Consider the following 23,181-nt stretch of genomic DNA (forward strand, 5'->3'; position numbering starts at 1 on the left):
GATCCGGAAGCCCAGGTGATCTGTAAGCGCAGGTGATCAGGAACGTGTGATCACAGCACCGAGGCCCCACCGTCCGGTGGGGCCTCGGTCCGTTCTTCTGCCCGCCGTTGCCGCTACGGGCGCAGCGCGCGCAGCAGCAGGTCCGCCAGCTGGTCGGCGACCTCCTGGGGGGCGAGGGGGCCGTCGGGGCGGTACCACGTCGACAGGTGGTGGACCGAGCCGAAGTGGTAGTCGACGACCAGGTCGGCGGGGGTGGCCGTGGAGAAGACGCCCTTCTTCTGGCCCTCCTCGATCAGGGCGCGGAAGCGTTCGTGGTAGCGGCGCCGCTCGGACCGCACCTGCTTGAGCTTCTCGGGGCCGAGGTGGTGCATCGACCGGAAGAAGATCGAGGCGTCGTCGAGGTTGTCGATGGTCGTGACGACCACGTCGGCCGCCGCTCCCCTCAGCCGTTCCTCCACCGGCGCGTCCGCGTCGGCGAACGCGTCGAGCCGCTCCTGCTGGAGGCGCAGCACGCGCGCGTAGACCTCGTGCAGGAGGTCGTCCTTGGAGCCGAAGTAGTGGTACAGCGCCCCTTTGGTGACGCCCGCCGCCTCGACGATCTCCTGCACCGAGGTGCGGTCGTAACCCTGCTCGGCGAAGAGCCGGGTGGCGGCGGCAAGGAGCCGCTGCGGGACGGGCGTACCGTCACCGTCCGTCGTCCTGGGCACTGCCGCCACCTGCCTTCCGTGCGTTCACATCGATAGCCGTCGTCCGTGAGGAGTCCTGGGGACTACTGGGAGTCCTGGGACCGGGAACGCAGTTCCCGACGGAGGATCTTCCCACTCGCCGTCTTCGGCAGTTCGGGCAGGATCTCCACCCGCCGCGGATACTTGTAGGCGGCCAGTCTCTCCTTGCAGTACGCGGCCAGCGCGGCGGGGTCCTCGGTAGCGCCCGGCCGCAGGCTGATGTACGCCATGACGGTCTCCCCGCGGTAGCCGTCCGGGATCCCGACGACGGCCGCCTCGCGGACCGCGGGGTGGGTGTGCAGGACGTCCTCGACCTCGCGCGGCCACACCTTGAAGCCGGACGCGTTGATCATGTCCTTCTTCCGGTCGACCACGTAGAGCCAGCCGTTCTCGTCCATGAACCCGATGTCGCCGGTGCGCAGTTCGCCGTCCGGGAAGGTCTCGGCGGTGGCTTCGGGACGGCGCCAGTAGCCGGGTACCACCTGCGGACCGCTGACGAGGATCTCGCCCTGTTCTCCGAAGGGGACCTCCTCGCCCAGGTCGTCGACGATGCGTACGACCGAGTCCGGGCCCGGCACGCCCACGGCCAGGGTCCCGGAGGCCGGGTCCACCGGCGCCTCCAGGCCGGGCGGCACGGAGGCGCACGGCGCGGTGCACTCGGTGAGCCCGTAGCCGTTGCGGATGTACGGCCCGAAGCCGGCCCGGAACCGCTCGACGAGGGCGGGCGGCAGCGGGGCGCCGCCGGAGGAGATGTTCACGAAGGACGAGAAGTGGTCCGGGGTGACCGCCGGGTGGGCGGCCAGCGCCATGAAGGCGGTCGAGGGGCCGACCGTGTAGAGCGGCCGGTGCTCGGCGAAGGCGTCGAGGACGACCCCGGCCTCGAAGCGGTACGCGAGGACCAGCGTGCCCGCGCTGTTCAGGCAGGCGGCGAGCTGGCAGACCATCCCGGTGATGTGGAACAGCGGCGCCATCGCGAAGTACACCGGCGCCTCGGGCAGCGCGAGGCCGGTCCGCTGCCGCTCGGCGTTGTACATGATGTTGCCGTGCGTGTTGGTGGCTCCCTTGGGGGTGCCACTGGTGCCCGAGGTGTAGCTGATCAGCGCGATGTCGGACGGACCGAGGGTGCGGTCGCCGGGCGCCTTGTGCCCCTGCCGGGCGACGGCGAGGAGATCGTCGGCCGCCGCGTCCCGGGGCAGCCGCTCGAAGGCCAGCACGCGCGGGTCGTCGCGGGTCTGGAGATCCCGTTCACAGGCCGTCAGGACGACCTTCACGGGCGAGTCGGCGGCGGTCTCGCGCAGATACGTGTCCCAGGCGCGGTCGGAGCAGACGAGGGCGCTGACCTCGGCGTCGTGCAGGACGTGCCGGACCTCGCCCGACTTGTACATCGGGTTGACCGGCACGACCGTCGCGCCGGCCTTCCAGGCGCCGAGCAGGGCGAGCACGAAATGCGGCGAGTTCTGGAGCATGATCGCCACGCGGTCGCCCCGCTCCACCCCTCGGGCGGCGAGGTGACCCGCTACGGAGTCGCTCAGGTCGTCGGTCTCGCGGTAGCTCAGCCGCCCGTCGAAGTAGGCGAGCGCGGTGCGGTCCGGGGTCCGCGCGACCACGTCCCGGAGGGCGTGGACCAGGGTGTCGGCGGGGCTCACCGGGCCGCGCTGCGCCTCGTTCAGGAGCGCCACCCAGGGCCGGTCGGCGTAGCGGGTCACTCCGTGGTCTCCCACTTCTGCTGGAGGTGGTTCATGTTCGTCATCCAGCGGTCGGGGTCGGCGGCCCGCGCCTGGTAGTACCCGGCGACCTCGGGGTGCGGCAGGATCAGGAAGCGGTCCTCCTCGATCCCCTTCATGAGCGCGTCGGCGACGGCCTCGGGCTCGATGGCGGTCGGCTGGAGCACCAGGTCGCCCGCGCTGCCGGTGGCGTCGAGCATGTCGGTGCGCACGCCCTGCGGGCAGATCGCGTGCACCTTCAGACCGCGGTGGCGGTACGTCAGCGACAGCCACTCCGCGAACGCGTACGCGCCGTGCTTGGTGACGCTGTACGGCGCGGCGCCGATCATGGTGAGCAGTCCGGCGGCCGATACGGTCGAGACGAAACGGCCGCCGCCGCGCTCCAGCCAGTCCGGCAGCAGCGCGTGGGCGGCGCGTACGTGCGCCATCACGTTGACGTCCCAGGCCAGGGCCCAGACGTCCTCGCCCGCCGCTTCGGAGCCGCCCGAGGCCACTCCCGCGTTCGCGCAGTAGACGTCGACCGTGCCGCCGAGGGCGTCGCGGGCCTCGGCCACGACCAGGGAGGCGTCGCCCACGACCGCGATGCCGCCTATCTCGTCGGCCACGGCCTTCACCTTGCCCGCGTCGAGGTCGTTGACCACGACCCGCGCTCCCTCGGCTGCGAAACGGCGGGCCAGCGCGGCCCCGATGCCACCCCCCGCTCCGGTGACGACGACTCCCGCACCTTGCATGGCTTCCACCACGGGTCTCCTTCGACGCGACGTGACACGGCTCTGCTGCGACACCAGACTAACCAGTCGGTATGTAACAAGGGAAGGGTTCCCCTCCGCACCGCGGGCGACCGCGTGACGAGCCACGACAGGCCGGTGGGGTCCGGGCCCTACGAACTTCCCCCGGGAGCCCTTAGCGTGCCTGTGCCAGCCTTCCGCGATCACGGAGGTCACACCATGCGCATGTCCCGACGGTCACTGCTCGCGGCCGGCACCGCCGCGGCGGCCCTGACCCCGCTGCCCGCAGGGGCGGCGGTGCCGGCCGGGAACCGCGGGCCCCGGCTCCGCACCGGCTTCGAGCGTCTCGCCGGGGCCGGATACTCCCGACTCGGCGGCGGACGCGTCGGCATGGTCACCAACCCCACGGGCGTCACCCGCGACGTCCGGCACATCGTCGACGTCATGCACGCCGACGACCGGGTGGACCTGGTCGCCGTCTTCGGGCCCGAGCACGGCTTCCGGGGCACCGCGCAGGCGGGCGGCTCCGAGGGCCGCTACGACGACCCGGCGACCGGACTCCCCGTCTACGACACGTACGTGAAGAGCGGCCAGGCCCTCGCCGACATCTTCACCGCTTCCGGCGTGGACACCGTCGTCTTCGACATCCAGGACGTGGGAGCGCGCTTCTACACGTACATCTGGACGCTGTACGACTGCATGGAGGCGGCCCAGCTCGCCGGCAAGCGGTTCGTGGTGCTCGACCGGCCGAACCCGGTCACCGGCCGGTCGGCCCAAGGGCCGGTCCTGCACAAGGAGTTCGCGACGTTCGTCGGACGGCAGCCGATCGCGCAGGCGCACGGTATGACGGTGGCGGAGCTGGCCCGGCTGTTCAACGGGGAGTTCCTGGCGGCGCCCGTGGACCTGGACACCGTGCTGATGTCGGGCTGGCGGCGCGGGGAGTTCTACGACGCCTCGGAGCTGCCCTGGGTACCGCCGAGCCCGAACATGCCGACGGCGGACACCGCACTCGTGTACTCCGGGACCTGTCTCTTCGAGGGGACGAACCTGTCGGAGGGGCGGGGCACGACGCGGCCGTTCGAACTGCTCGGCGCGGAGGGCGTCGACGGGCGGTGGGCCGCCGCGGCCGGTGAACTGGGGCTGCCCGGCGTGCACTTCAGAGAGGCGTACTTCGCTCCCACCTTCTCCAAGTTCCAGGGCAGGACCATCGGGGGCGTCCAGGTCCATGTGCACGACCGGGCCGCGTACGACCCTGTCCGCACCGGAATCGCCCTGCTGGTGACCGCGAAGAAGGTCTGGAGCGGCTTCGCCTGGCGCTCCGACGACTGGATCGACAAGCTGACGGGCTCGACGCTGGTGCGCACGATGATCGACGCGGGCGCGGGCACCGACGAGGTCGTCGCGGCCTGGCAGGACGAGCTGGAGGCCTTCCGCACGGTCCGGAAGCACTACCTCATCTACAAGTGAGCCGGCGCCCTTTTCCCCGGACGAGTGACGGATGCGTGACGAGTAAGTCCTGATGTATGGCCAACTTTCCCCGCCGGGTGGACGATGCGCCCATATCGCGCCGCTCGCGAGGTCAGGGGGCCTGACATGACGGAACCGGCAGTAAGTGTTTCTCCCTACTGGGAGCTGACGTTCGACGCGGACGGAGACGCGGACGGCAGCGAACGGGACCGATGGATCGACGAGGTGCCGCGACGCGGGGTCCGCGACCTGATCGTCTTCACGCACGGCTGGAACAACGACCGTTCGGCGGCCACCCGCCTCTTCAGCCAGTTCCTCGAACCCGTCCCGGAGCTCGCTCCGACAGCGCGCCTCGGATACGTGGGGGTGATCTGGCCGTCGATGCGGTTCTCGGACGAACCGATCCCCGGCTTCTCCCCGTCGGTGGCCGCCGATGTCACCCCGGACGACCGTTCGCTGCTCGGCAAGAACACCCGGCACGCCCTTCTGGAGGTGTTCCCCGGCCGCGCCACCGTGGTCGAGCAGATCGCCCGACTGCTCGACCAACAGTCCGACGAGGGAGCCTCGTTGGAGGAGTTCGGCCGTCTCGTACGACTGCTCGTCGAGGTCCGGCCGCAAGGGCCGCAGACGTCCTTCGCGGCGGACACCCTGGCGGAGGGCGTACCGGAGAGCGATCCCGAGATGCTCTTCGGGGACACCGCGACGGTGTGCGCCGAGTTCGCGCGGGCGCTCGCCGGGGCAGGGACTCCCGGTGCCGCCGAGTTCGCGCTGCCCCGGCTGTGGGACGGCGCCCTCGAACTGCTGCGCCAGGCCACGTACTACGCCATGAAGCGGCGCGCGGGCACGGTCGGTGAGCGCGGGCTCGGGCGGGCGATCGGCCGGCTCGCGGCGGCGGCACCGGACGTGCGCGTACATCTGGTCGGGCACAGTTTCGGCGGCCGGCTGGTCTCCTTCGCACTGCGCGGGCTGCCCCCCGGAGTGCGCACGGTGAAGTCGGTGACACTGCTCCAAGGCGCCTTCTCGCACTACGCGTTCGCGGCCAGGCTGCCGCACGACGCGCGGTCGAGCGGTGTGCTGGACGGGCAGTACAACCGGATCGACGGGCCCCTGGTGTGCTGCTACTCCCACTTCGACTCGGCGCTCGGCACGATCTACCCGCTGGCCTCCCGGATGTCGGGGGACGACCGGTCCGTCACGGCGGACTTCGGAATCGGCGATGCCCTGGGCGAGCAGTGGGGCGCGATGGGCCACGACGGGGTACAGGCGGTACCGGGGACCAGATCGTTCACGCTCGCCGAGGCGTTGCGCACCCGGCTGCCGGTCTCGGGGTGCGTGAACATCGACACCGCCTCGGTGGTGTGCCGGGGCGGCGCCCCGGCGGGTGCGCACAGCGACATCTGTCATCGCGAACTGGCCCAGGTGGTGCTGGCGGCGGGCCGCGTCCGCTGACCCGCCGCCGCTCCGGCGCCGATCGCTCCTAGGAGCCGTTCCTTCGGCGCCGGTCCGTGCTCACCGGTGCGAGGTGTACTCGACGACCTGCTGGAAGGTCGGCCGGTTCTGCCAGGTGATCTTGCCGTGCTTGATGCCGCCGAGCGTCCGCTGGACGATCGAGTCGGCGCACCACTGGTCGCCCGCCGAGCACTGGTCGTCGCCGGGGTAGACGGTCGACGCGGTCTTGCCGGCCGCCTCCTTCAGGGAGCTGATCAGGGCGTCCCGGCAGGCGGTGAGGCTGCCTGCGCCGCAGTACTTCTGCGACAGCCCGCCCTGTACGGAGTCCCCGAGCACCGCCCGGATGTCCTTGTCGACATAGCTCCACCAGCCGTACTGGAACGAACTTCCGGCGTGCGAGCCGGTCGGTCCGTGTCCGGCGGACGGCGCCTCGTCGACGGGGAGGTTGTTGCCGAACGCGGTGTAGAGATCGCTGCCGAGCCCCGGCTGGAACTCCGCCTTCACCAGCAGCGGCCACCAGGCGTCCAGGATGCGGATCGCGTCGGCGTCGGCGTAGGTGTGCGATCCGGACGAGGTCTCCGTGCGCTTGGCGCCCGCCGTCACCCACGCGGACAGCTTGCTCACCGCCGCGGCGGCCGTGGAGTCCGTGACCGGAGAGCTGTTGACGACCTTGAGGAGGTTCGGGAGTACGTCCTCGGCCCGCAGATCGGCCAGTGACGCGTCGGCCATGGCCTTCACCAGCGCGGATCTGGTCACTCCGCCCGCCGCGACCAGCTTGGAGACGCGGTCCTCCAGGAGGTCGCCGCGGTGCACCGAACCGTCGCCCCAGGAGGCCGTCGTGTAGTCCTTGGCCTGCTTGTTGTTCCAGGAGATGTAGTAGTCCTGGTCCACCGAGTTGGGGTGCGCGGACGCCGGGGTGTAGGAGGCGGTGTTGGTGGCCGGGTCCCAGCCCTGCCATTCGTACGCGGCCTGGGCCCACACCGGGAACTCGGCGTCGACCCCGTTCGCCCGTACCGGGTTGTCGCCGCTGTTGTAGTAGGCGGTGTGCGCCGAGTCGGCGTAGAACCAGTTGAAGGTGTAGTTGATGTGCTGCGCCGCGCTCTGGAACGTCGCCGGACTCTTCACGTAGTCCGGGTCGTTGAGCATCTGGAAGCCGATGATCGAGTCGGCCTCGTGCATGTAGGAACTGCGCAGGGTGGTGTACGCGACCTTCTTGCCGCCCACGGTCGCGCGGTACTCCACGGGCCCGTACTTGGTCCGGTAGACCTGCATCCGGTACGAGCCGGCCGCGGTGCCGTCGGCGGTGGTCGGCGTCCAGGAGTTGGTCCGCTCGACCTTGTCCATCGCCGTGCAGGTGCCGTGGTAGAGGTAGTGGTAGTCGTCCTGGCACAGCTCGACCGCGTACGTGTCGATGATGTCCTGGCCGGAGGTCGTCGCGCTCCAGGAGTAGTCCTGACCGCGGCCGAGTTCCACGTACATGCTCAGACCCGCGAAGGAGGCGCCGCGCGCGCTGAGCCCCGGACCCTGGATCTCCTGGAGCATGAGCAGCTGTGGCGCGAAATAGCCGGTCTGCGGGCCGAAGACGGCGATCGGGTGGCCGCTGGCCGTGTACTTGCCGCTGACCACGAGGGCGTTGGACATTCCGCGCTTGGCGGAGGTGAGCGACGTCCTGGCCGCCGTGGCCGAGGCGCTGGTGGCGCTCGCGGTGGCCGCGCTGCCGGTGCGGTCGTAGACCAACGGCTCCTGGGTCACCGAGCCCGCGTCGGGCAGCGCCTCGCCCTGCGGGGTGTCGGGCCTCGCGGCGTACGGGAAGCTCTCCCCGTCGTGCACGGTGACCGCCGCTTCCGGGTCGTTGCGCTCGCGGAAGGACTCCCAGACCTTGGTGCCCTCGGTCACTCCGTACTGGTTCTGGGCCGCGAGCAGCGAGAGGGCGTTGTTGACCTCGCCGCCGCCCCCGGAGCCGAAGAGCGAGCCGATGACGGAGGCCAGCGCGACCAGGTCGGTGAGCTTGAAGTGGTCGATGGTGCCGGCGTTGGTGATGGAGTCCTTGTGGCCGGTCAGAACGTATTCACCGGGGAAGTAGCGGCCGCTGTCGGAAGCGTCTATGTAGGCGTTGATGCCGTCGAGGTAGGCGTTGGCGTCGGAGAGGGCCTGGGTTCCGCGGGCTCCGGCCCTGCTGGTCGCCTCGTCGATCTGGGCCTGGAGATCGGCCTCGGTGTAGGGCGCGTTGCGCCAGAACTCCTGCTCAAGGCCCTGGTTGGAGGCCGCGCCGCCCGCGAAGCTGGTCAGCTGGCCGCGTCCGACGTGCCGGAAGACGTCCATCAGCCACAGCCGGTCCTGGGCCGCGGCGTAGCCGGCGCCGTACTCGGTGCCGTAGCGGGTGGTGCCGGTGATGTGCGGCACGCCCGTCTTCTTGTCGCGGACGATCGTCACATCGGTGCGTCCGCCGGGCTTGGTGGTCGACTCGACCTGGTTGGAGGCGACGCCGAAGGAGGCGTCGTTGAAGAAGTCGTTGATCTTGGCGTCGGTGAGCGTGGGGTAACCGGAGGCCAGGTTGCCGTAGGGGGCGAGCTGGTCCTCGGCATGGCTGGGCTGGGTACCGAAGGCCTGGTTGAGCAGGATCTGGGCGAGGGTCGCGTTGCCGTTCTCACCGGGCGGCAGGATGTCCGAGCACTGGCCGCCGCAGTAGTCGTTCGCAGCGATCGAGGTGTCCGCGGCGGCCGCCGGGGAAAGCGGCGACAAAAGGCCGGCAATGAGCGCGCATAGGGATGCAGCCTTGAGGAACTTGGGGAATCTGCGGGGAGTTCTCAGTCTGTCCAAGGTGGTGCGTGAGGTGCTCGGTGGCATGTCAGCTCCTACCGACGGGGGGTGGGCCGGACGTTACCGCCGGTATCCCCGAGTTTGAAGATGAACATGCGTCAGTTTTTGGGATTCATCGCGAGCGAGGGCGCGCCGGACGACCGGCGCACGGCCGGCCGACAGCGACGGGAGGTAGGTCCAGGGCACTCGGCGGGTGGGCTTGTGGGGGCGTCGAAAAATTGGATGGAGCCGAATCGCTTGTCGATACGTCTACTCGACGACGTCCGTACGAGACGGCGCCGAAGTGACCGGAGTACAGGTGCAGGTGTGACGGAGGTGCAGGGCGATGGCCGGTTTCCGGAGTCTGGCGAGACAGGTGCGAGATCCGAGGTGTGATCTGGCACTGCGGCGGTACTCACTGCGCAAGTGCCTGGAGAGGTTCGCCCCTTACGGGCATCGGGCGACCTGGGACCATCTGTGTTCCCGGGCCGGGTTCGGTCCCGAGGACCGTTCCCCCGATCCAGTGCGGCTCGTGGCCGCACTGGACGAACTGGAGGAGGCCCGCTCCGTCTGGCTCGCCTACGAGGTCGAGTTCGCGCAGCGTCGCAAGAAGGAGAAGCACGACGGGCTGCGCAGGCCGGGCAGTGTCGACGACTGGCACCGGCTGACCTGGGGCGGGTTCGGTGTCGCCTGGTGCGACAACCCCCGCGTCCACCCCCATCAATCACTGGCCGAGGTGCTGCGCCGGCTGATCGCCGCACTGGAGCGCGAGCCGGGCGCCGTCTGCCCGGCCTGCGCCGGTGAGCGCCTTGTATGGATGTACGACCTGGCCCACGAACCGTCGTCGGGTCCCGTCTGCACGAGCTGCGGAATCGTGGTGCCGCGGCCCGTCCTGACCCCGGAAGCGCTGGCCGGCGCCAGGCGCGGCCGGCTGCTCGTGTCCGCGTGAGTGCCCAGCCGGGCCGGGCGGCCGGGACTCCGCCGGGCTGAGCGGCACCGGGCAGGGGAACTGCGGGTGAGCCGTCGGCCGCGGAACGTCCGTGGCCGGGCACGCGGTTCCCGGTGCCCGGGTTGCCAGGGGTGCCCCGCACCATCGGGGGCATGGTGCGGGTCCGTCCGAACGGAGCACGGATCGGCACGACGGCGCCGTCGTGCCGATGCCACCTGCGCGATGCCCCGATCCGCGACCGCACGGTCGCGACCGATGCCCTGCTCCAGGCGCCCGGCACCGCGTCCGGCCGCCGCGTCCCGCCGCACTGCGAGGGGGCGGCGACTCACAGACGCTGCGCCTGACGGACCGACGGGCGGGCTGGGCCTCGCCGCCCGGACGGTTTCGAGGACACCTTTGTAACTCCCTTACCGCGAGCGGGCGTTGACCGGCGGACGGCCGGGGGCGGAGGGGCTCGTTCAGCGCGGGGCGGCCCGCGTGTGTTGTGGGGGCGGCTCGGCGCGGTGCGGCGGGTGACAGTAGCAGCCGTAAAACCGCTGGTTCCAGCCGTTTCCCCCGCGGACAGTTGGGGGCGATGAAACACGGCTGAGCAACCCCAGGAGTCCCCCATGTCGACGCTGCGCGTCACCGCCGAAATGCTGACCGTCCACGAACACCCGAACGCCGACGCGCTCGAACTGGCCCAGGTGGGCCTGTATCGGGCCGTGGTCGCCAAGGGCGCGTACCGCACCGGCGAGTGGGCCCTCTACATCCCGGAGCAGTCCGTGCTGCCGGCCGGGCTGATCGAGGAGCTCGGGCTGACCGGGCGTCTCGCGGGCAGCGCGTCGGACCGGGTCAGGGCGGTACGGCTGCGCGGCGAGCTGTCGCAGGGCATCGTGTGCCGCCCGAAGGCGCTGGCGGACGTGGACCTGGCGCGGGCCGCCGGGGACGGCACGGACTTCGCGGAGTTCCTCGGCATCGTGAAATGGGTGCCGCCGGTTCCGCCCACCATGGACGGTGACATCGAGTCGGCGCCCGAACTGCTGCCCTGGGTCGACATCGAGAACATCCAGCGGTACCCGGACATCTTCAGCGCGGGCGAGCCGGTCGTCCTGACGGAGAAGCTGCACGGTTCGGCCTGTCTGCTGACCTACCTCGCCGACGAGGGCCGCGTCCACGTCTCCTCGAAGGGCTTCGGCGCCAAGTCCCTCGCCCTGAAGGAGGATCCGCGCAATCTGTACTGGCGCGCGGTGCGCGGGCACGGCGTCGCGGAGGCCGCCGCCCGCATCGCCGGACGACTGGGCGCGCGCCGTGTCGGCATCTTCGGCGAGGTGTACGGGGCGGGCGTGCAGGACCTGTCGTACGGCGCAGACGGGCGCCGCGAGACGATCGGCTACGCCGTGTTCGACGTGTCCGCGGAGATCGACGGCGAGATCCGCTGGCTGGACGCGCAGGAGCTGCTGACGGGCGAACTCCCGCTGGTACCAAGGCTGTACGAGGGGCCGTACGACATCGAGCGCGTCCTGGAGATCGCCTCCGGCCGGGAGACGGTGTCCGGTCGCGCGCTGCATCTGCGCGAGGGCGTCGTGATCCGCCCCGGGGCGCCCGCACCCGACGGGCCGGAGGGGGCCTTCGTGGCCACCGAGCGGTACAGCCCGGTGACGGGCGGACGCGCCATAGCGAAGGCGGTCAGCCCTGCCTACCTGACCCGCAAGGGCGGCACCGAGTACGAGTAGGACGGCAGGGCGGGCGGCCGGGGCGCGTCAGCGGCAGTCTCCCGCCGCCGGTTCCCGGCGCGGCCCGGGTTCGCACGCTGTCGCCTGCCTCCGCTCCTGCGGCGCCGGCGCCGGCTGTGTGCCGGTCCGTTCCGCCATCAGCCGGGAGCCGGCCAGGCGCTCGCCGAGGACGTCGTCGGGGTTCGAGAGCACGCAGTTCTCCAGGGAGAGGCAGCCGCAGCCGATGCAGTCCGTGAGGTGGTCGCGCAGCCGGGCGAGTTGCTTGATCCGCTCGTCGAGTTCGGAGCGCCAGGTCTCGGAGAGCCGGGCCCAGTCCTCTCGCGTCGGGGTGCGTTCCTCGGGGAGTTCGGCGAGCGCCTCCCGGATGGTGGCGAGCGGGATGCCGACGCGCTGGGCGGCCCGGACGAAGGCGACCCGGCGCAGCGCGTCACGGTGGTAACGGCGTTGGTTGCCCGAGGTGCGGCGGCTGCCGATCAGGCCCTTGGACTCGTAGAAGTGGAGGGCGGAGACGGCCGCGCCGCTGCGGGCCGACAACTGTCCGACGGTCAGCTCGTGGATCGTCTCAGGGATCTGGGGCACCCCTCCAACCTACCCACCGCGTCACACGTCCGGTCCGTTGACATGCGCCTTCCGGCCGACCATGCTAAGCAGTCGCTTAGACTATGAGATGCGGGAGGCCAGGGACATGGCAGAGCCGAGGACGTTCGCGACGGTCGACGAACTGCGGGGCGCCGTGGGCGAACAGCTGGGGCACACGGACTGGGTCGAGATCGAGCAGAAGCGGATCGACCTCTTCGCGGAGGCGACCGGCGATCACCAGTGGATCCACGTCGATCCCGAGAAGGCCGCGGCGGGCCCGTTCGGCACCACGATCGCGCACGGCTATCTGACCCTGTCGCTGCTGCCGCTCTTCGGCCCGCAGCTGATCAGCGTCGAGGGCGTGAAGATGGGCGTCAACTACGGGACGAACAAGGTCCGCTTCCCCGCCCCCGTGCCGGTCGGCTCGCGACTGCGCGCCACCGCGACGATCACCGCGGTGGACGACGTGCCCGGTGGCGTACAGGTCTCCGTGGCCTTCACCGTGGAGCGCGAGGGCGGCGACAAGCCGGTCTGCGTCGCGGAGTCGGTCTCGCGCTACTACCTTTGACCCGATTCCGGGCCCGATCCCGGGCCCGGCGCCACCCGCTCCGGGAGGACCGGTGACGACCGCGGGTGGCCCGGACCGGAGCGGGACCGGGCCAGGACCTACTCCTTGAATCCCACCATCCGCCGGACCAGGTCGGCGTAGAGCGTGCCGACCTCGTCCGGTGTGCGGGGGCCTCCGACGTTGAACCAGCGGGCCACGTCGATGCACAGGGACAGCACGGCGAGGGTGGTGCCGGGTACGTCCGGGACGTCGAAGTCGCCCGCCTCGACACCGTCCTGGATGATGCTGCGGACCTCCGCGTCCACCTGGCGGCGCAGCGCGATGATCTCGGCGCGCGCGTCGGGCCCGAGGGCGTCGAGTTCGTACTGCACGACGCGGGCGGTGGTGTGCTGGCCCGCGTGCCACCGTACGAAGGACCGTACGGCGTCGGAGAGCCGCTCGGCGGCCGTGCCCTCACCCGCGGCCGCGGTGCGCACGATGTCCAGCGCCTTGTCGTGGCCGATGCGGCTGATCCGGTGGAGCAGCTCTTCCTTGGTCTTGTAGTGGATGTACAGCGCGGCCGGGCTCATACCCGCGCGGCCCGCGATGTCCCGGGTCGTCGTCGCGTGGTACCCGCGCTCGGCGAAGGCCTCCACCGCGGCGACGAGCAGCCGCCGTGCCGCGTCCGGGGTCACCTCGGCCCACGGCTGCATCTCGCCGCCGGGCGTCTCCTGCGCCGTACTCATCGCTGTTCGCCCCTTCTCGACTGACAGGGTGAACACCATACCCCTGAACCTGAGCGAGCGCTTAGCGTCTTCGGCCAGGTCATGGCCGTACGGGGATCAGAGCTTCTCGAAGGGGTCGTACACCCGGCCGCCGACACGGTTGCCGTCCTGTCGGTCCCGGATCACCTTGGCCAGCGTGAAGGAGGACGTCACCAGATAGAGGACGGCGATGGCGAGGAAGGCCCGCACCCACGCGTCGGCCTGGAGTTTGAAGATGCCGACGGCGGTCGCGGCCATCGCCACGGAGAAGGACGCCACGGCCTGGCCGTAGAAGGCGGCCGTGTTCTGCTGTTTGACAGGTGTCTCACTCATGGGACAAGGATCGGCGGATGTGGCCGCCGCCACATCCGCCGTCGTACTCAGGTACTCGGACACGTACTCAGGGTCAGAACGCCGAGAAGCCGGTCAGAACGCCGAGACACCCGTCAACGCGCGCCCGATGACCAGCTTCTGGATCTGGCTGGTGCCTTCGTAGAGGGTCATCACGCGGGCGTCGCGCAGCAGTTTGCCGACCGGGTACTCGTCGATGTAGCCGTAACCGCCGAAGACCTGGAGGGCGTTGTTCGCGGCGCGCACGGCGGCCTCGGACGCGAAGAGCTTGGCCTTCGAGGACTCGGTCGCGAACGGCAGCCCGCGGTCTACGAGATCGGCGACCCGCCAGGTCAGCAGCCGCGCCGCGTCCACGTCGACGGCTATGTCGCTGAGGAGTTCCTGGACGAGCTGGTGGTGCGCGATCGTCTTGCCGAACTGCTCGCGCTCGGTCGCGTACGTCACGGCCGCGTCCAGCGCCGCCTGGGCGATGCCGACGCAGCCCGCGGCCACCGACATCCGGCCCTTGGCCAGCGCCGACATGGCCACCGCGAAGCCCTTGCCCTCGGGCGCCATCATGGCGCTCGCCGGGACGCGTACGTCCTCGAAGGCCAGTTCGGCGGTGGCCTGGCCGCGCAGCCCGAGCTTGCCGTGGATGGCGCGGCGGGTCAGGCCGGGGGTGTCGGTCGGCACCAGGAAGGCGGAGACGCCCTTGTGGCCCGGGGCGTCGGTGGAGCGGGCGAAGAGCAGCACGACATCGGCCCAGGTGCCGTTCGTGATGAACATCTTGGAGCCGTTGATGACGTAGTCGTCGCCGTCGCGCACGGCCCGCGTCGACAACTGGCCCGCGTCGGAGCCGGTGCCCGGTTCGGTGAGCCCGAAGCAGCCGACGTACTCGCCGGAGGTCAGTCCCGGCAGCCACCGCCGCTTCTGCTCCTCGCTCCCCCAGTACGCGATCGTCTTGGCGACGAGCCCGAGCGAGACGGAGACGATCCCGCGCACGGAGGAATCGCCGCGCCCCAGTTCCTCGGTGACCAGGCAGTACGCGAGGTGGTCGCCGCCGCTGCCGCCGTACTCCTCGTCGACGGTGAGGCCGAGGAAGCCGACCTCGCCGAGCTTCTTCACGATGGACCGGTCGACGTCCTCCGCGCGGTCCCACTCGACGACGTGCGGGGCGATCTCGCGGTGCACGAAGTCCTTGGCGAGCTGCCGGACGGCGGTCTGCTCATCGCTGAGCCCAAGGTTCATGCCGGGTCACCCCACAGATAGCTGACATCGAAGGCCGTACGCGGAAAGCCGTACATTTAAATTAGCACTGCTAGTTTCCTGGTGCAGCCCTACTATGTGCGCCATGGCCCGACCGCGCAAGCCCCTCCTCAGCACCGACCGCATCGTCGAGACGGCACGGGCTCTGGTGGACGCGGAGGGCCTGGCCGCCGTCTCGACGCGCCGGCTCGCCGCCGAACTCGGGGTGAGCGGGCCCTCCCTCTACAACCACTTCCGCACCAAGGACCAGATCCTGGAGGCGGTCGCGGACTCGGTGAGCGCGCAGGTCGACCTGTCGATGTTCGAGGGCGGCCGCGACTGGCGGACCGCGCTGCACGACTGGGCCGTCTCCTACCGCGCCGCCCTGCGCGACCACCCGAACATCGTCCCGGTCCTCGCGCGCGGCCCCGGTCGCAGGCCGGCCGGACTCCGGCTCGCCGACGCCGTCTTCGGGGCCATGGTCGACGCGGGCTGGCCGCCCTCGCAGGCCACCTCGATCGGGGCGCTGATGCGGTACTTCATCATGGGGTCCGCGCTGGGGTCGTTCGCCGGGGGCTTCGTGGACGACGAGAGCGCGTACGACCCCGCCGACTATCCGCATCTGGGGCAGGCGCACCTCCTCGCCGAGCAGCAGGAGAAGATCGACGAGCGCGCCTTCGAGACGGGGCTCGGCGCACTGCTGGACGGCCTCGCGGTGCAGTACGCGGGGCTGGTGCGGGAGGCCTGAGCGTCGCCGGCCCGGGGAGCGTGAGCGGAGCCGACCGGGGAAGCCCGAGCGGGTCGGCCCGGCCGCTCGCGATCCTTCGATGAGCGCCGAAGTGTCCGTGGCGCATGCTGGACGACATGACGAGGCCGAAGGATCCCGTCGGGCCAGGGCTCGCGGCGTCGGCCGGGCCGCCGGCGGACGATTCGAGGCCGCGGGCATCCCCCTGGAACGCACCGGACGCCGTCCGCTGACCCGCGCCTGTCTCGACTGGACCGAACGGCGTCCGCACCTCGCGGGCACCGCAGGCGCGGCGCTGTGCCGGCACGCCCTGGACGCCCTGGACGCCCTGGACGCCCGGTGGTGCGTACGCGTCGGCTCGGACCGGGCGGTCAAGGTGACCCCGGACGGCGAGCGCGCCTTCGCGGAGCTCCTCGGCGTCGAGGCGCCGGCGCTGCGCTGAGCCGACCTGAGCCGAGCCGGCCCGAGCCGCCGACCCGAGCCGACCTGCGGTCCTCCCCCTGTACGTCCCCGACATCCGCGTCCGAAATCCGCGAGACCGATCTCTGTGCCCCGCCTAGTCTCAGGAACATGGTGAACGGCTCCCGCACCGCGCCGCCCCACCGGCGTCCTCAGTTGCTCGCCGCGGGTGCGGCGACCGTCACCGTCGGGCTGTGGGCCTCCGCGTTCGTCGCGATCCGCAGCGCGGGCGACGCCTACTCGCCCGGCGCGCTGGCGCTCGGACGCCTGCTGGCGGGAGCCCTGGTGCTCGGTGCCTTCTGCGTCGTGCGCGGAGAGGGGCTGCCGCCGCGCGGTGCCTGGCGCGGCATCGCGATATCCGGGGTGCTGTGGTTCGGCCTCTACATGGTGGTCCTGAACTGGGGCGAGCAGCAGGTGGACGCCGGTACGGCCGCGCTGGTGGTGAACATCGGCCCGATCCTGATCGCCCTGCTCGGCGCCCGGCTGCTGGGTGACGCGATGCCGCCGCGGCTGCTGGCGGGGATGGCGGTGTCGTTCGCGGGAGCGGTCGCGGTGGGGCTGTCGATGTCCGGCGGCGGCGGTTCCTCGGTGCTCGGGGTCGCGCTGTGCCTGCTCGCCGCCGTCGCGTACGCGGGCGGGGTCGTCGCGCAGAAGCCGGCGCTCGGGCGCGCGAGCGTGCTCCAGGTGACGGCCTACGGCTGTCTGGTCGGGGCCGTGGTGTGTCTGCCGTTCGCGGGTCAGCTCGTCCACGACGCGGCCGCCGCTCCCCTCTCGGCGACGCTCGACATGGTCTATCTGGGTGTCTTCCCGACCGCGCTGGCGTTCACGACCTGGGCGTACGCCCTCGCCCGGACGAGCGCGAGCCGCATGGGCGCGACGACGTACGCGGTGCCCGCGCTGGTGGTGCTGATGTCCTGGCTCTTCCTCGACGAGGTCCCGGGGCTGCTGACGCTGGCGGGCGGGGCGCTGTGCCTGGCGGGTGTGGCGGTGTCCCGCTCCCGGCCGCGTCGGGAACCGGCATCGGCGGAGACGCCGGTCCCGGATACCGTCGCCGGACCGACTTCCGCGCCGGCTGCGGCACCGGCTCCCGGACAGGTACCCACACCCGCACCGGCACCCGCACCCGCACCCACTACAGCGGCGGCCACTGCTCCTGCCGGTGCCGGGGCTCCGGTGTCCACGACCGCCCCGGAACCGGGGTCCCCGGCCGGACAGGTCTGACGCCGGGCCGCCTCGGGGGCTGTCTCGCCCGCGAGGCGGCCCGGGGTGTCTAGAACACCACCAGCGCCCGGCCCCCCTTGCCCGCGAGCATGTTGTCGAAGGCCGCCGGGATGCCGTCCAGGGCGATGTGGTCGGTGACCAGGCCGCCGAGGTCCAGGCGGCCCGCGCGGACGTGGTCGGCGAGCACCGGGAGGTCGCGGGCCGGGTCGGAGTTGCCGTACACGCAGCCCGCGAGGGTTCTGCCCCAGTGGAAGATCTCCAGGGCGTTGAAGGTGACCTGCTGGTCCTTGCCGCCGATGCCGACGACCGTGGTGCGGCCGCCGCGCCGGGTCGACTCCCAGGCGGTACGGATGGTGACGGCGCGGCCGACGCATTCGACGGCGACGTCGACGCCCTGTCTCCCGGTCAGGCCGCGGATCTCGCGGGCGGTGGTGTCGGAGGCGACGACGTAGTCGGTGGCCCCGGCCTCGCGGGCGAGCGACTCCTTCTCGGGCGAGACGTCGATCGCGACGATCTTCGAGGCGCCCGCGATCCGGGCGGCCTGCAGGGCGGCGAGTCCGACCCCGCCGACGCCGAACACGGCGACGGTCTCACCGGGCCGGACCTTGGCGGAGTGGTGGACGGCGCCGTATCCGGTGAGGACGGCGCAGCCGAGCAGGGCGGCCTCGGTGAGCGGGATGCCGTCCGGGGCGGGCAGCAGGCAGGACACCGGCACCACCGTCTCCTCGGCGAAGGCGGCGACGTTCAGGCCGGGGTACAGCTCGCTGCCGTCGGAGGCGCGGCGGGCGTACACGTTCCCCGCTCCGGTCAGTGCGTCGGCGCACAGCCACACCTCGCCCAGCGAGCAGGCATGACAACTCCCGCAGGAGGGAGCCCAGTTGAGGACGACCCGGGAGCCGGGCGCGACCTCGGTGACACCCTCGCCGACCGCGACGACGGTTCCGGCGCCCTCGTGGCCGAGGACGGCGGGCACCGGCACCCGCATGGTGCCGTTGGACAGGGACAGGTCGGAGTGGCAGACCCCGGCGGCGGCCAGTCTCACCCGGACCTGGCCCGGTCCCGGGTCGGGGAGTTCGATCTCGGTGATCTCCAGCGGGGCACCCACGGCGGGCAGGACAGCGGCGCGAACCACGTGAACGCTCCTAGAACTGGAGGGACTTGGTCTGGAGGTACTCGGAGAGGCCATGGGCGCCGAGTTCGCGCCCCACGCCCGACTGCTTGTAACCGCCGAAGGGGGCCAGCGGATTGAAGCGCCCTCCGTTGATGTCGACCTGGCCGGTGTCGAGCCGCCGGGCGAAGGCGACCGCCTCGGACTCCTCGCCGGCCCACACCGCGCCCGCGAGCCCGTAGACGGTGCCGTTGGCGATCCGCAGGGCGTCCTCCTCGTCCTCGTAGCGCAGGATCGTCAGGACCGGGCCGAAGATCTCCTCCTGCGCGATCGTCATCCGCTGGGTGACGTCGGCGAAGACGGTGGGGCTGATGAAGTAGCCCTGCTCGCGCGGGGATTCGGGGCCGCCCGCGACGAGCCGCGCGCCCTCGGCGACACCCTTCTCGATGTAACCCCGCACCCGGTCCCGCTGCTTGGCGTTGACGACGGGGCCGATGCGGTCGCCGTACTTAGCGGCGGCGGTCGCGGCCAGCTCGACCGCCTCGTCGTAGCGGTCGGCAGGGACCAGCATGCGGGTCCAGGCGCTGCACGTCTGGCCGGAGTTGGACATCACGTTGGCGACGCCGACGTTCACGGCCTTGGCGAGATCGGCGCTCGGCAGGATGACGTTGGCGGACTTGCCGCCGAGTTCGAGGGCGACGCGCTTGACGGCGGCGCCCGCGGTCGCGCCGATCCGCCGGCCGACCGCCGTGGATCCGGTGAAGGAGACCAGGTCGACGTCCGGGTGCTCGGCGAGGGCCTGCCCCGCGACCGGTCCGAGGCCGGTGACCAGGTTGAAGACACCGGCCGGGACGCCCGCCTCGGCCACGGCCTCGGCGAAGAGCTGGGCGGTGAGCGGGGTGTCCTCGGCGGGCTTCAGCACGACCGTGCAGCCCGCGGCGAGCGCGGGGGCGACCTTGGCGACGATCTGGTGGAGCGGGTAGTTCCAGGGCGTGATCGCGCCGACGACGCCGACGGGCTCCTGGTAGACGGTCGAGTTGCCGACCTTCTCCTCGAAGGCGTACGCCGCCGCCAGCTCGGCGTAGGAACCGGCGACCAGTACCGGGACGCCCGCGTGCACCGCCTGGGAGAACGCGAGCGGCGATCCGAGCTCGGCGGTGACGGTCTCGGCGATCTCGTCCTTGCGGGCGGCCAGGACGTCCCTCAGGGCCGCGAGGCGGGCGGCCCGTTCGGCGGGCGCGGTCGCGGCCCAGCCGGGGAAGGCGGCGCGGGCGGCCTGTACGGCTGCGTCGACGTCCTCGACGGTGCCCGCCGGGACGTGGCCGATGACCTGCTCGTCGACCGGGTTCACGACCTCGATCGTGTCCCGTCCGACGGCGGGGCGCCACGCCCCGTCGATGTACATGCCGTCATGTGCCTTCATCGTGTTCCTCCGGGGGCGGGGCAGCGTCGTCCGCGCCCTAAACTAGCGATGATAGTTTTGCGGCGCCAGAGGGACCCGCCGCGCGGGAGGCCCCGACCCCGGTCCGCCGCAGCCCCGGGACCCGGGGGAGGTCGCGCCGCGCACGACCCGGGATTCACTCGTCCAGGTCCGGCAGCCGCTCCGGTGCCGGACAGATCCGTTCGCCGCTCCGGTCGAAGACGAACAGGTGGGCGATGTCCACGAGGAGCGGGATCTGCATGCCGTGGCGGAGTTCGATGTCGGGCGTGGTGCGCACGACGAGATCGCCGGGCAGCCGGCCCTCTGGCGGTGTCTGCCCGGGAAGATCGGCCTCCGCGTCCGAGGGATGGTCGAGGACGACGACCGGTCCGGCCCGCAGTGTCCCGGTACGCGCCCGCAGCCGGTCCAGGACGGTGCCGTCACGGCGCCGCCGGCGCGTCGCGCGGGCCGGGCGGGGCGACTCCAGCTCCGGTACGAAGGCGGGCCGCGAGCCCGTGTTGAAGTGGACGAGGACCTCGTGCCCCTGGAACTCCACATGCTCGACCAGACCGCTGATCGCCACTTCGCCCGGCCGGGCCTCGGACGGTCTGGCGAGCCGTACGGCCTCGGAGCGCAGCCCGACGATCACCTCACGGCCCTGCTGCACCCGGAGCAACTGGTGGTCCAGACAAAGAGGTTCGGGCAGACGCAGATACTGCTTGCCGAGGCTGATCGTCATGGCGCCGTCGAGCGGGGCCCGGACGAGCCCGCGCAGCAGGTTGATCCGCGGGGTGCCGATGAAGGCGGCGACGAAGACGTTCGCGGGCAGCGCGTAGACCGTGCGGGGCGTGCCCAGTTGCTGGAGGACTCCGCCGCGCAGCACGGCGACCCGGTCGCCGAGTGACATGGCCTCGGCCTGGTCGTGGGTGACGTAGACCGTGGTGGCGCCCAGTTCCCTGGTGAGCCTGGAGATTTCGGCCCGCAGGTGGTTGCGGAGTTTGGCGTCGAGGTTGGACAGCGGTTCGTCCATGAGGAAGGCGGAGGGGTGGCGCGCTATCGCCCGGCCCATCGCGACGCGCTGCCGCTCGCCGCCGGAGAGCTGGTTCGGGAAGCGGTCGAGGAGGTCCTGGATGCCGAGCATCCGGGCGGTGGCGTCCACCCGCGCGCGGGGGTCCTCGCCGGGTGTCTCGATGCGCAGCGGGAAGCCGATGTTGTCGCGGCTGGTCATGCTCGGGTAGAGGGCGAAGTTCTGGAACACCATCGCCATGTTCCGGTCGGACGGCGGCAGGTCGTTGGCGTACTCCCCGTCCAGCCGCACCTCGCCCTCGGTGACCTCCTCCAGCCCCGCGATCATCCTCAGCACGGTCGACTTGCCGCAGCCGGAGGGACCGAGCAGGACGAGGAATTCGCCGGGCCGGATGTCCAGCGACAGCCGTTCCACCACACGGGCCCCGCGGGTGTACGACTTGCTGACGTGGTGCAGGGAGATGGCGCGTGTCATGACGTGTGCCCCCGGGGGCGTGCAAGGCGCTGGTGCTCCGCGGCCGGTCGTCCCGTGCGGGTCGTACGGGACCTTGAGTCACGGAAGCTAACGGACCGCACACGCCCGGGGGAAGACACATGGCGGTATCGGACGTGCCGGTTCGGTACGGGCGGAAACGGACGATCGGATACCGGTCGTGCCGGGGCCGGACACCGGTCCTCGCCGCGACCCCGGTTCGGCGCCCGACGACTCGGCTCAGCGGGCGCCGGGCCGCCCCCGGATCGCCGTGAGGTGGGCGAAGGCGATGACGTTCGCGGCGTATCCGGCCTTCCGGTCGAAGGCGCCACCGCAGGTGATCAGACGCAGTTCGGGGCGTCCCCGGTCGCCGTACACCTCCTGGTCGGGGAAGTGCGCCTTCGCGTACGTGCGTACGGCGTCCACCGTATAGACGGCGGTCCGCCCGTCCACGCGGCGGGCTTCGACGCGTGCGCCGGGGCGGATCCGTTCGAGCGGGGCGAAGACGGCGGGTCCCGTCCGGGTGTCGCGATGGCCGACGACGAGGGCCGTGCCGCGTTCGCCCGGCGCGGGACCGTCCGTGTACCAGCCGACGAGTTCCGGCTTGTCCATGGGCGGCGTGGTGAGCCGTCGCTCGCGGTCCAGCCCGAGGCCGACGACCGGTGCGTCGAGGCCGAGGGAGGGGATGCGCAGGGAGGCGGCCCGGGAGCGCGGCAGCGGTGTGGGCGGGGATGCGGGGCGGGCGGCCGGTGCGCGGTGCCGCCGGGGACCGCGCGCGTCGCCGGCGGGGTGGGCGTCCGGCCGGTGCCCGGCGCCCGCCGCCCCCGCCGGAGCGGGGGAGGCGGCGCCGTCGTCGCGGACGGCACCGGACGCCACCGTCCCGGCGGGCTCGCCGTCCCCCGCCCACCAGACGCCACCCGCCACCAGCGCGACGGTGACCACCAGGGTCCGCGTCAGGCGGTAGGCGCGCGTCCGGTACCAGGGCCTCCGTCGTCTACGCGGCGCCATCGGGGCGTCGGCGCAGCCGCAGGAACACGACTCCACCGGCCACGACGAGACCCGCGGCCGCCGCACCGGCCACCGGCGAGAAGTTCTGCGGGTGGGCGAGACCGCCGCCGCCCGCCGGGGGGCCTCCGTTGGGACCGCCCGGGCCGCCCTGGGGTCCGCCGGAGCCGCCGCCGGAGCCGCCGCCCGGGCGGGTGGGCGTCACGGACGGCGAGGCGCTCGGGCTCGGAGCGCCTAGGGGGCAGTCGACCTTGAAGACCTTGCTCTTGCCCGCGCCGTTCTCGCCCACGAACCGCCAGGTCAGCTTGTACTGGCCGTCGGGCAGCGTGAGGTTGGGCAGGGTCGTGCGGCCGTGACCGGTCGGCAGATCGAGGCTGCCTCTGAGGTTGGCTCCGCCCGCGACCAGGGGCTGGGTCACGATGGACCAGGTGATCCGCTGCCCCGGGTCGAAGTTGAACCCGTCGAGGTAGAAGTGGCAGACCTTCGGATCGTCCCGCTGGTTGTCGACCGCGGTGTTCGCGTCGTGGACCTTGACGTCGCCGTTGTCACCGGGGGCGGCGACGGCGGCCGGGGCACCGAGGAGGGCGGTGCCCGCGACGGCGAGGGCTGCCAGGGCACCGGCGCCGCGACGTGGCACGGAGCGGTGCGAGAGGGACGAGGTGGACATGCGAGTTCCTCCGAGTCAGATGATTTTCATACAAATC

At 71.7% G+C, this 23,181-nt stretch carries 20 protein-coding genes and 1 pseudogene; 8 read left to right on the plus strand and 13 right to left on the minus strand.

The features are described from left to right. Positions 1 to 113: 113 nt before the first annotated feature. From ACZ6KY_RS25270 to ACZ6KY_RS25280, 3 genes are all read right to left on the minus strand, one after another. Positions 114 to 707 (minus strand): TetR/AcrR family transcriptional regulator, encoded by a 594-nt coding sequence (locus ACZ6KY_RS25270; RefSeq protein WP_469312557.1) that lies wholly within the window; start codon positions 705 to 707, stop codon positions 114 to 116. A 62-nt stretch (positions 708 to 769) separates the two neighbouring features. Then, complete coding sequence (locus ACZ6KY_RS25275; RefSeq protein ID WP_469312558.1) at positions 770 to 2,431, minus strand: class I adenylate-forming enzyme family protein; 1,662 nt, start codon at positions 2,429 to 2,431, stop codon at positions 770 to 772. Continuing rightward, a complete protein-coding gene (locus ACZ6KY_RS25280; RefSeq protein ID WP_469312559.1) occupies positions 2,428 to 3,192 on the minus strand; it encodes an SDR family oxidoreductase in 765 nt (254 codons plus the stop codon). The genes ACZ6KY_RS25275 and ACZ6KY_RS25280 overlap by 4 nt, the downstream gene beginning before the upstream one ends. Positions 3,193 to 3,396: 204 nt before the next feature. Here ACZ6KY_RS25280 and ACZ6KY_RS25285 point away from each other — a divergent pair, with 204 nt between their 5' ends. Both ACZ6KY_RS25285 and ACZ6KY_RS25290 read left to right on the plus strand, forming a co-directional pair. Next, positions 3,397 to 4,644 (plus strand): exo-beta-N-acetylmuramidase NamZ family protein, encoded by a 1,248-nt coding sequence (locus ACZ6KY_RS25285; RefSeq protein WP_469312560.1) that lies wholly within the window; start codon positions 3,397 to 3,399, stop codon positions 4,642 to 4,644. A gap of 126 nt (positions 4,645 to 4,770) precedes the next feature. Next, positions 4,771 to 6,093, plus strand: coding sequence for a lipase family protein (locus ACZ6KY_RS25290; protein WP_469312561.1), 1,323 nt, complete (start codon positions 4,771 to 4,773; stop codon positions 6,091 to 6,093). A gap of 60 nt (positions 6,094 to 6,153) precedes the next feature. Here ACZ6KY_RS25290 and ACZ6KY_RS25295 read toward each other — a convergent pair whose 3' ends face one another. Continuing rightward, entirely contained in the window at positions 6,154 to 8,940 is a 2,787-nt protein-coding gene (locus ACZ6KY_RS25295; RefSeq protein WP_469312562.1) for a penicillin acylase family protein, read from the minus strand. Between the two features lie 298 nt (positions 8,941 to 9,238). Between ACZ6KY_RS25295 and ACZ6KY_RS25300 the strand changes: the two genes are divergently transcribed. Further along, positions 9,239 to 9,841: a hypothetical protein gene (locus ACZ6KY_RS25300; RefSeq protein WP_469312563.1), complete on the plus strand. Its 603-nt coding sequence runs from the start codon at positions 9,239 to 9,241 to the stop codon at positions 9,839 to 9,841. A 608-nt stretch (positions 9,842 to 10,449) separates the two neighbouring features. Further along, complete coding sequence (locus ACZ6KY_RS25305) at positions 10,450 to 11,556, plus strand: RNA ligase (ATP) (protein WP_469312564.1); 1,107 nt, start codon at positions 10,450 to 10,452, stop codon at positions 11,554 to 11,556. A gap of 27 nt (positions 11,557 to 11,583) precedes the next feature. Here ACZ6KY_RS25305 and soxR read toward each other — a convergent pair whose 3' ends face one another. Beyond that, the gene (gene soxR, locus ACZ6KY_RS25310; protein ID WP_469312565.1) at positions 11,584 to 12,135 is read right to left on the minus strand and encodes a redox-sensitive transcriptional activator SoxR; all 552 of its coding nucleotides are present in this window, start codon (positions 12,133 to 12,135) and stop codon (positions 11,584 to 11,586) included. Positions 12,136 to 12,241: 106 nt separating this feature from the next. Between soxR and ACZ6KY_RS25315 the strand changes: the two genes are divergently transcribed. Continuing rightward, the gene (locus tag ACZ6KY_RS25315) at positions 12,242 to 12,703 is read left to right on the plus strand and encodes a MaoC family dehydratase (protein WP_469312566.1); all 462 of its coding nucleotides are present in this window, start codon (positions 12,242 to 12,244) and stop codon (positions 12,701 to 12,703) included. Positions 12,704 to 12,801: 98 nt separating this feature from the next. On the opposite strand, the gene ACZ6KY_RS25320 is transcribed toward ACZ6KY_RS25315, so the two are convergent. The 3 genes from ACZ6KY_RS25320 to ACZ6KY_RS25330 form a co-directional block, all read right to left on the minus strand. Further along, positions 12,802 to 13,428, minus strand: a complete 627-nt coding sequence (locus ACZ6KY_RS25320; protein ID WP_469312567.1) for a TetR/AcrR family transcriptional regulator — start codon at positions 13,426 to 13,428, stop codon at positions 12,802 to 12,804. Positions 13,429 to 13,524: 96 nt separating this feature from the next. Beyond that, positions 13,525 to 13,779 (minus strand): YiaA/YiaB family inner membrane protein, encoded by a 255-nt coding sequence (locus tag ACZ6KY_RS25325; RefSeq protein ID WP_469312568.1) that lies wholly within the window; start codon positions 13,777 to 13,779, stop codon positions 13,525 to 13,527. A gap of 93 nt (positions 13,780 to 13,872) precedes the next feature. After that, a complete protein-coding gene (locus ACZ6KY_RS25330; protein ID WP_469312569.1) occupies positions 13,873 to 15,024 on the minus strand; it encodes an acyl-CoA dehydrogenase family protein in 1,152 nt (383 codons plus the stop codon). Positions 15,025 to 15,127: 103 nt separating this feature from the next. Between ACZ6KY_RS25330 and ACZ6KY_RS25335 the strand changes: the two genes are divergently transcribed. The 3 genes and pseudogenes from ACZ6KY_RS25335 to ACZ6KY_RS25345 all read left to right on the plus strand — a co-directional run bounded on the left by ACZ6KY_RS25335 (position 15,128) and on the right by ACZ6KY_RS25345 (position 17,446). Further along, on the plus strand, positions 15,128 to 15,769 hold the full coding sequence (locus ACZ6KY_RS25335; RefSeq protein ID WP_469312570.1) for a TetR/AcrR family transcriptional regulator: 642 nt from the start codon (positions 15,128 to 15,130) through the stop codon (positions 15,767 to 15,769). A 181-nt stretch (positions 15,770 to 15,950) separates the two neighbouring features. Next, a pseudogene (locus ACZ6KY_RS25340) lies at positions 15,951 to 16,208 on the plus strand (transcriptional regulator); the annotation flags it as partial. A gap of 128 nt (positions 16,209 to 16,336) precedes the next feature. Next, positions 16,337 to 17,446: a DMT family transporter gene (locus ACZ6KY_RS25345; RefSeq protein ID WP_469312571.1), complete on the plus strand. Its 1,110-nt coding sequence runs from the start codon at positions 16,337 to 16,339 to the stop codon at positions 17,444 to 17,446. Positions 17,447 to 17,495: 49 nt separating this feature from the next. Here the strand turns inward: ACZ6KY_RS25345 and ACZ6KY_RS25350 are convergent, their stop codons facing one another. From ACZ6KY_RS25350 to ACZ6KY_RS25370, 5 genes are all read right to left on the minus strand, one after another. Beyond that, the gene (locus ACZ6KY_RS25350; RefSeq protein WP_469312572.1) at positions 17,496 to 18,632 is read right to left on the minus strand and encodes a Zn-dependent alcohol dehydrogenase; all 1,137 of its coding nucleotides are present in this window, start codon (positions 18,630 to 18,632) and stop codon (positions 17,496 to 17,498) included. After that, complete coding sequence (locus tag ACZ6KY_RS25355) at positions 18,589 to 19,977, minus strand: aldehyde dehydrogenase family protein (RefSeq protein WP_469312573.1); 1,389 nt, start codon at positions 19,975 to 19,977, stop codon at positions 18,589 to 18,591. Before ACZ6KY_RS25355 ends, ACZ6KY_RS25350 begins: the two co-directional genes overlap by 44 nt. 154 nt (positions 19,978 to 20,131) lie before the next feature. Next, positions 20,132 to 21,475 (minus strand): ABC transporter ATP-binding protein, encoded by a 1,344-nt coding sequence (locus ACZ6KY_RS25360; protein ID WP_469312574.1) that lies wholly within the window; start codon positions 21,473 to 21,475, stop codon positions 20,132 to 20,134. A 237-nt stretch (positions 21,476 to 21,712) separates the two neighbouring features. Beyond that, on the minus strand, positions 21,713 to 22,480 hold the full coding sequence (locus tag ACZ6KY_RS25365) for a class F sortase (RefSeq protein WP_469312575.1): 768 nt from the start codon (positions 22,478 to 22,480) through the stop codon (positions 21,713 to 21,715). Beyond that, complete coding sequence (locus tag ACZ6KY_RS25370; RefSeq protein ID WP_469312576.1) at positions 22,467 to 23,144, minus strand: hypothetical protein; 678 nt, start codon at positions 23,142 to 23,144, stop codon at positions 22,467 to 22,469. The genes ACZ6KY_RS25365 and ACZ6KY_RS25370 overlap by 14 nt, the downstream gene beginning before the upstream one ends. Positions 23,145 to 23,181 lie beyond the last annotated feature (37 nt).

The sequence above is a fragment of the Streptomyces sp. NPDC042002 genome (genome assembly GCF_055588305.1).

Excerpts from the sequence above, each read along its gene's own strand:
- ACZ6KY_RS25285 (WP_469312560.1), top strand. The coding sequence starts at position 3,397 with ATGCGCATGTCCCGACGGTCACTGCTCGCGGCCGGCACCGCCGCGGCG.
- ACZ6KY_RS25290 (WP_469312561.1), top strand. The coding sequence starts at position 4,771 with ATGACGGAACCGGCAGTAAGTGTTTCTCCCTACTGGGAGCTGACGTTC.
- ACZ6KY_RS25295 (WP_469312562.1), bottom strand. The coding sequence starts at position 8,940 with ATGCCACCGAGCACCTCACGCACCACCTTGGACAGACTGAGAACTCCC.
- ACZ6KY_RS25300 (WP_469312563.1), top strand. The coding sequence starts at position 9,239 with ATGGCCGGTTTCCGGAGTCTGGCGAGACAGGTGCGAGATCCGAGGTGT.
- ACZ6KY_RS25305 (WP_469312564.1), top strand. The coding sequence starts at position 10,450 with ATGTCGACGCTGCGCGTCACCGCCGAAATGCTGACCGTCCACGAACAC.
- ACZ6KY_RS25315 (WP_469312566.1), top strand. The coding sequence starts at position 12,242 with ATGGCAGAGCCGAGGACGTTCGCGACGGTCGACGAACTGCGGGGCGCC.
- ACZ6KY_RS25320 (WP_469312567.1), bottom strand. The coding sequence starts at position 13,428 with ATGAGTACGGCGCAGGAGACGCCCGGCGGCGAGATGCAGCCGTGGGCC.
- ACZ6KY_RS25325 (WP_469312568.1), bottom strand. The coding sequence starts at position 13,779 with ATGAGTGAGACACCTGTCAAACAGCAGAACACGGCCGCCTTCTACGGC.
- ACZ6KY_RS25330 (WP_469312569.1), bottom strand. The coding sequence starts at position 15,024 with ATGAACCTTGGGCTCAGCGATGAGCAGACCGCCGTCCGGCAGCTCGCC.
- ACZ6KY_RS25335 (WP_469312570.1), top strand. The coding sequence starts at position 15,128 with ATGGCCCGACCGCGCAAGCCCCTCCTCAGCACCGACCGCATCGTCGAG.
- ACZ6KY_RS25345 (WP_469312571.1), top strand. The coding sequence starts at position 16,337 with ATGGTGAACGGCTCCCGCACCGCGCCGCCCCACCGGCGTCCTCAGTTG.
- ACZ6KY_RS25350 (WP_469312572.1), bottom strand. The coding sequence starts at position 18,632 with ATGGCCTCTCCGAGTACCTCCAGACCAAGTCCCTCCAGTTCTAGGAGC.
- ACZ6KY_RS25355 (WP_469312573.1), bottom strand. The coding sequence starts at position 19,977 with ATGAAGGCACATGACGGCATGTACATCGACGGGGCGTGGCGCCCCGCC.
- ACZ6KY_RS25360 (WP_469312574.1), bottom strand. The coding sequence starts at position 21,475 with ATGACACGCGCCATCTCCCTGCACCACGTCAGCAAGTCGTACACCCGC.
- ACZ6KY_RS25365 (WP_469312575.1), bottom strand. The coding sequence starts at position 22,480 with ATGGCGCCGCGTAGACGACGGAGGCCCTGGTACCGGACGCGCGCCTAC.
- ACZ6KY_RS25370 (WP_469312576.1), bottom strand. The coding sequence starts at position 23,144 with ATGTCCACCTCGTCCCTCTCGCACCGCTCCGTGCCACGTCGCGGCGCC.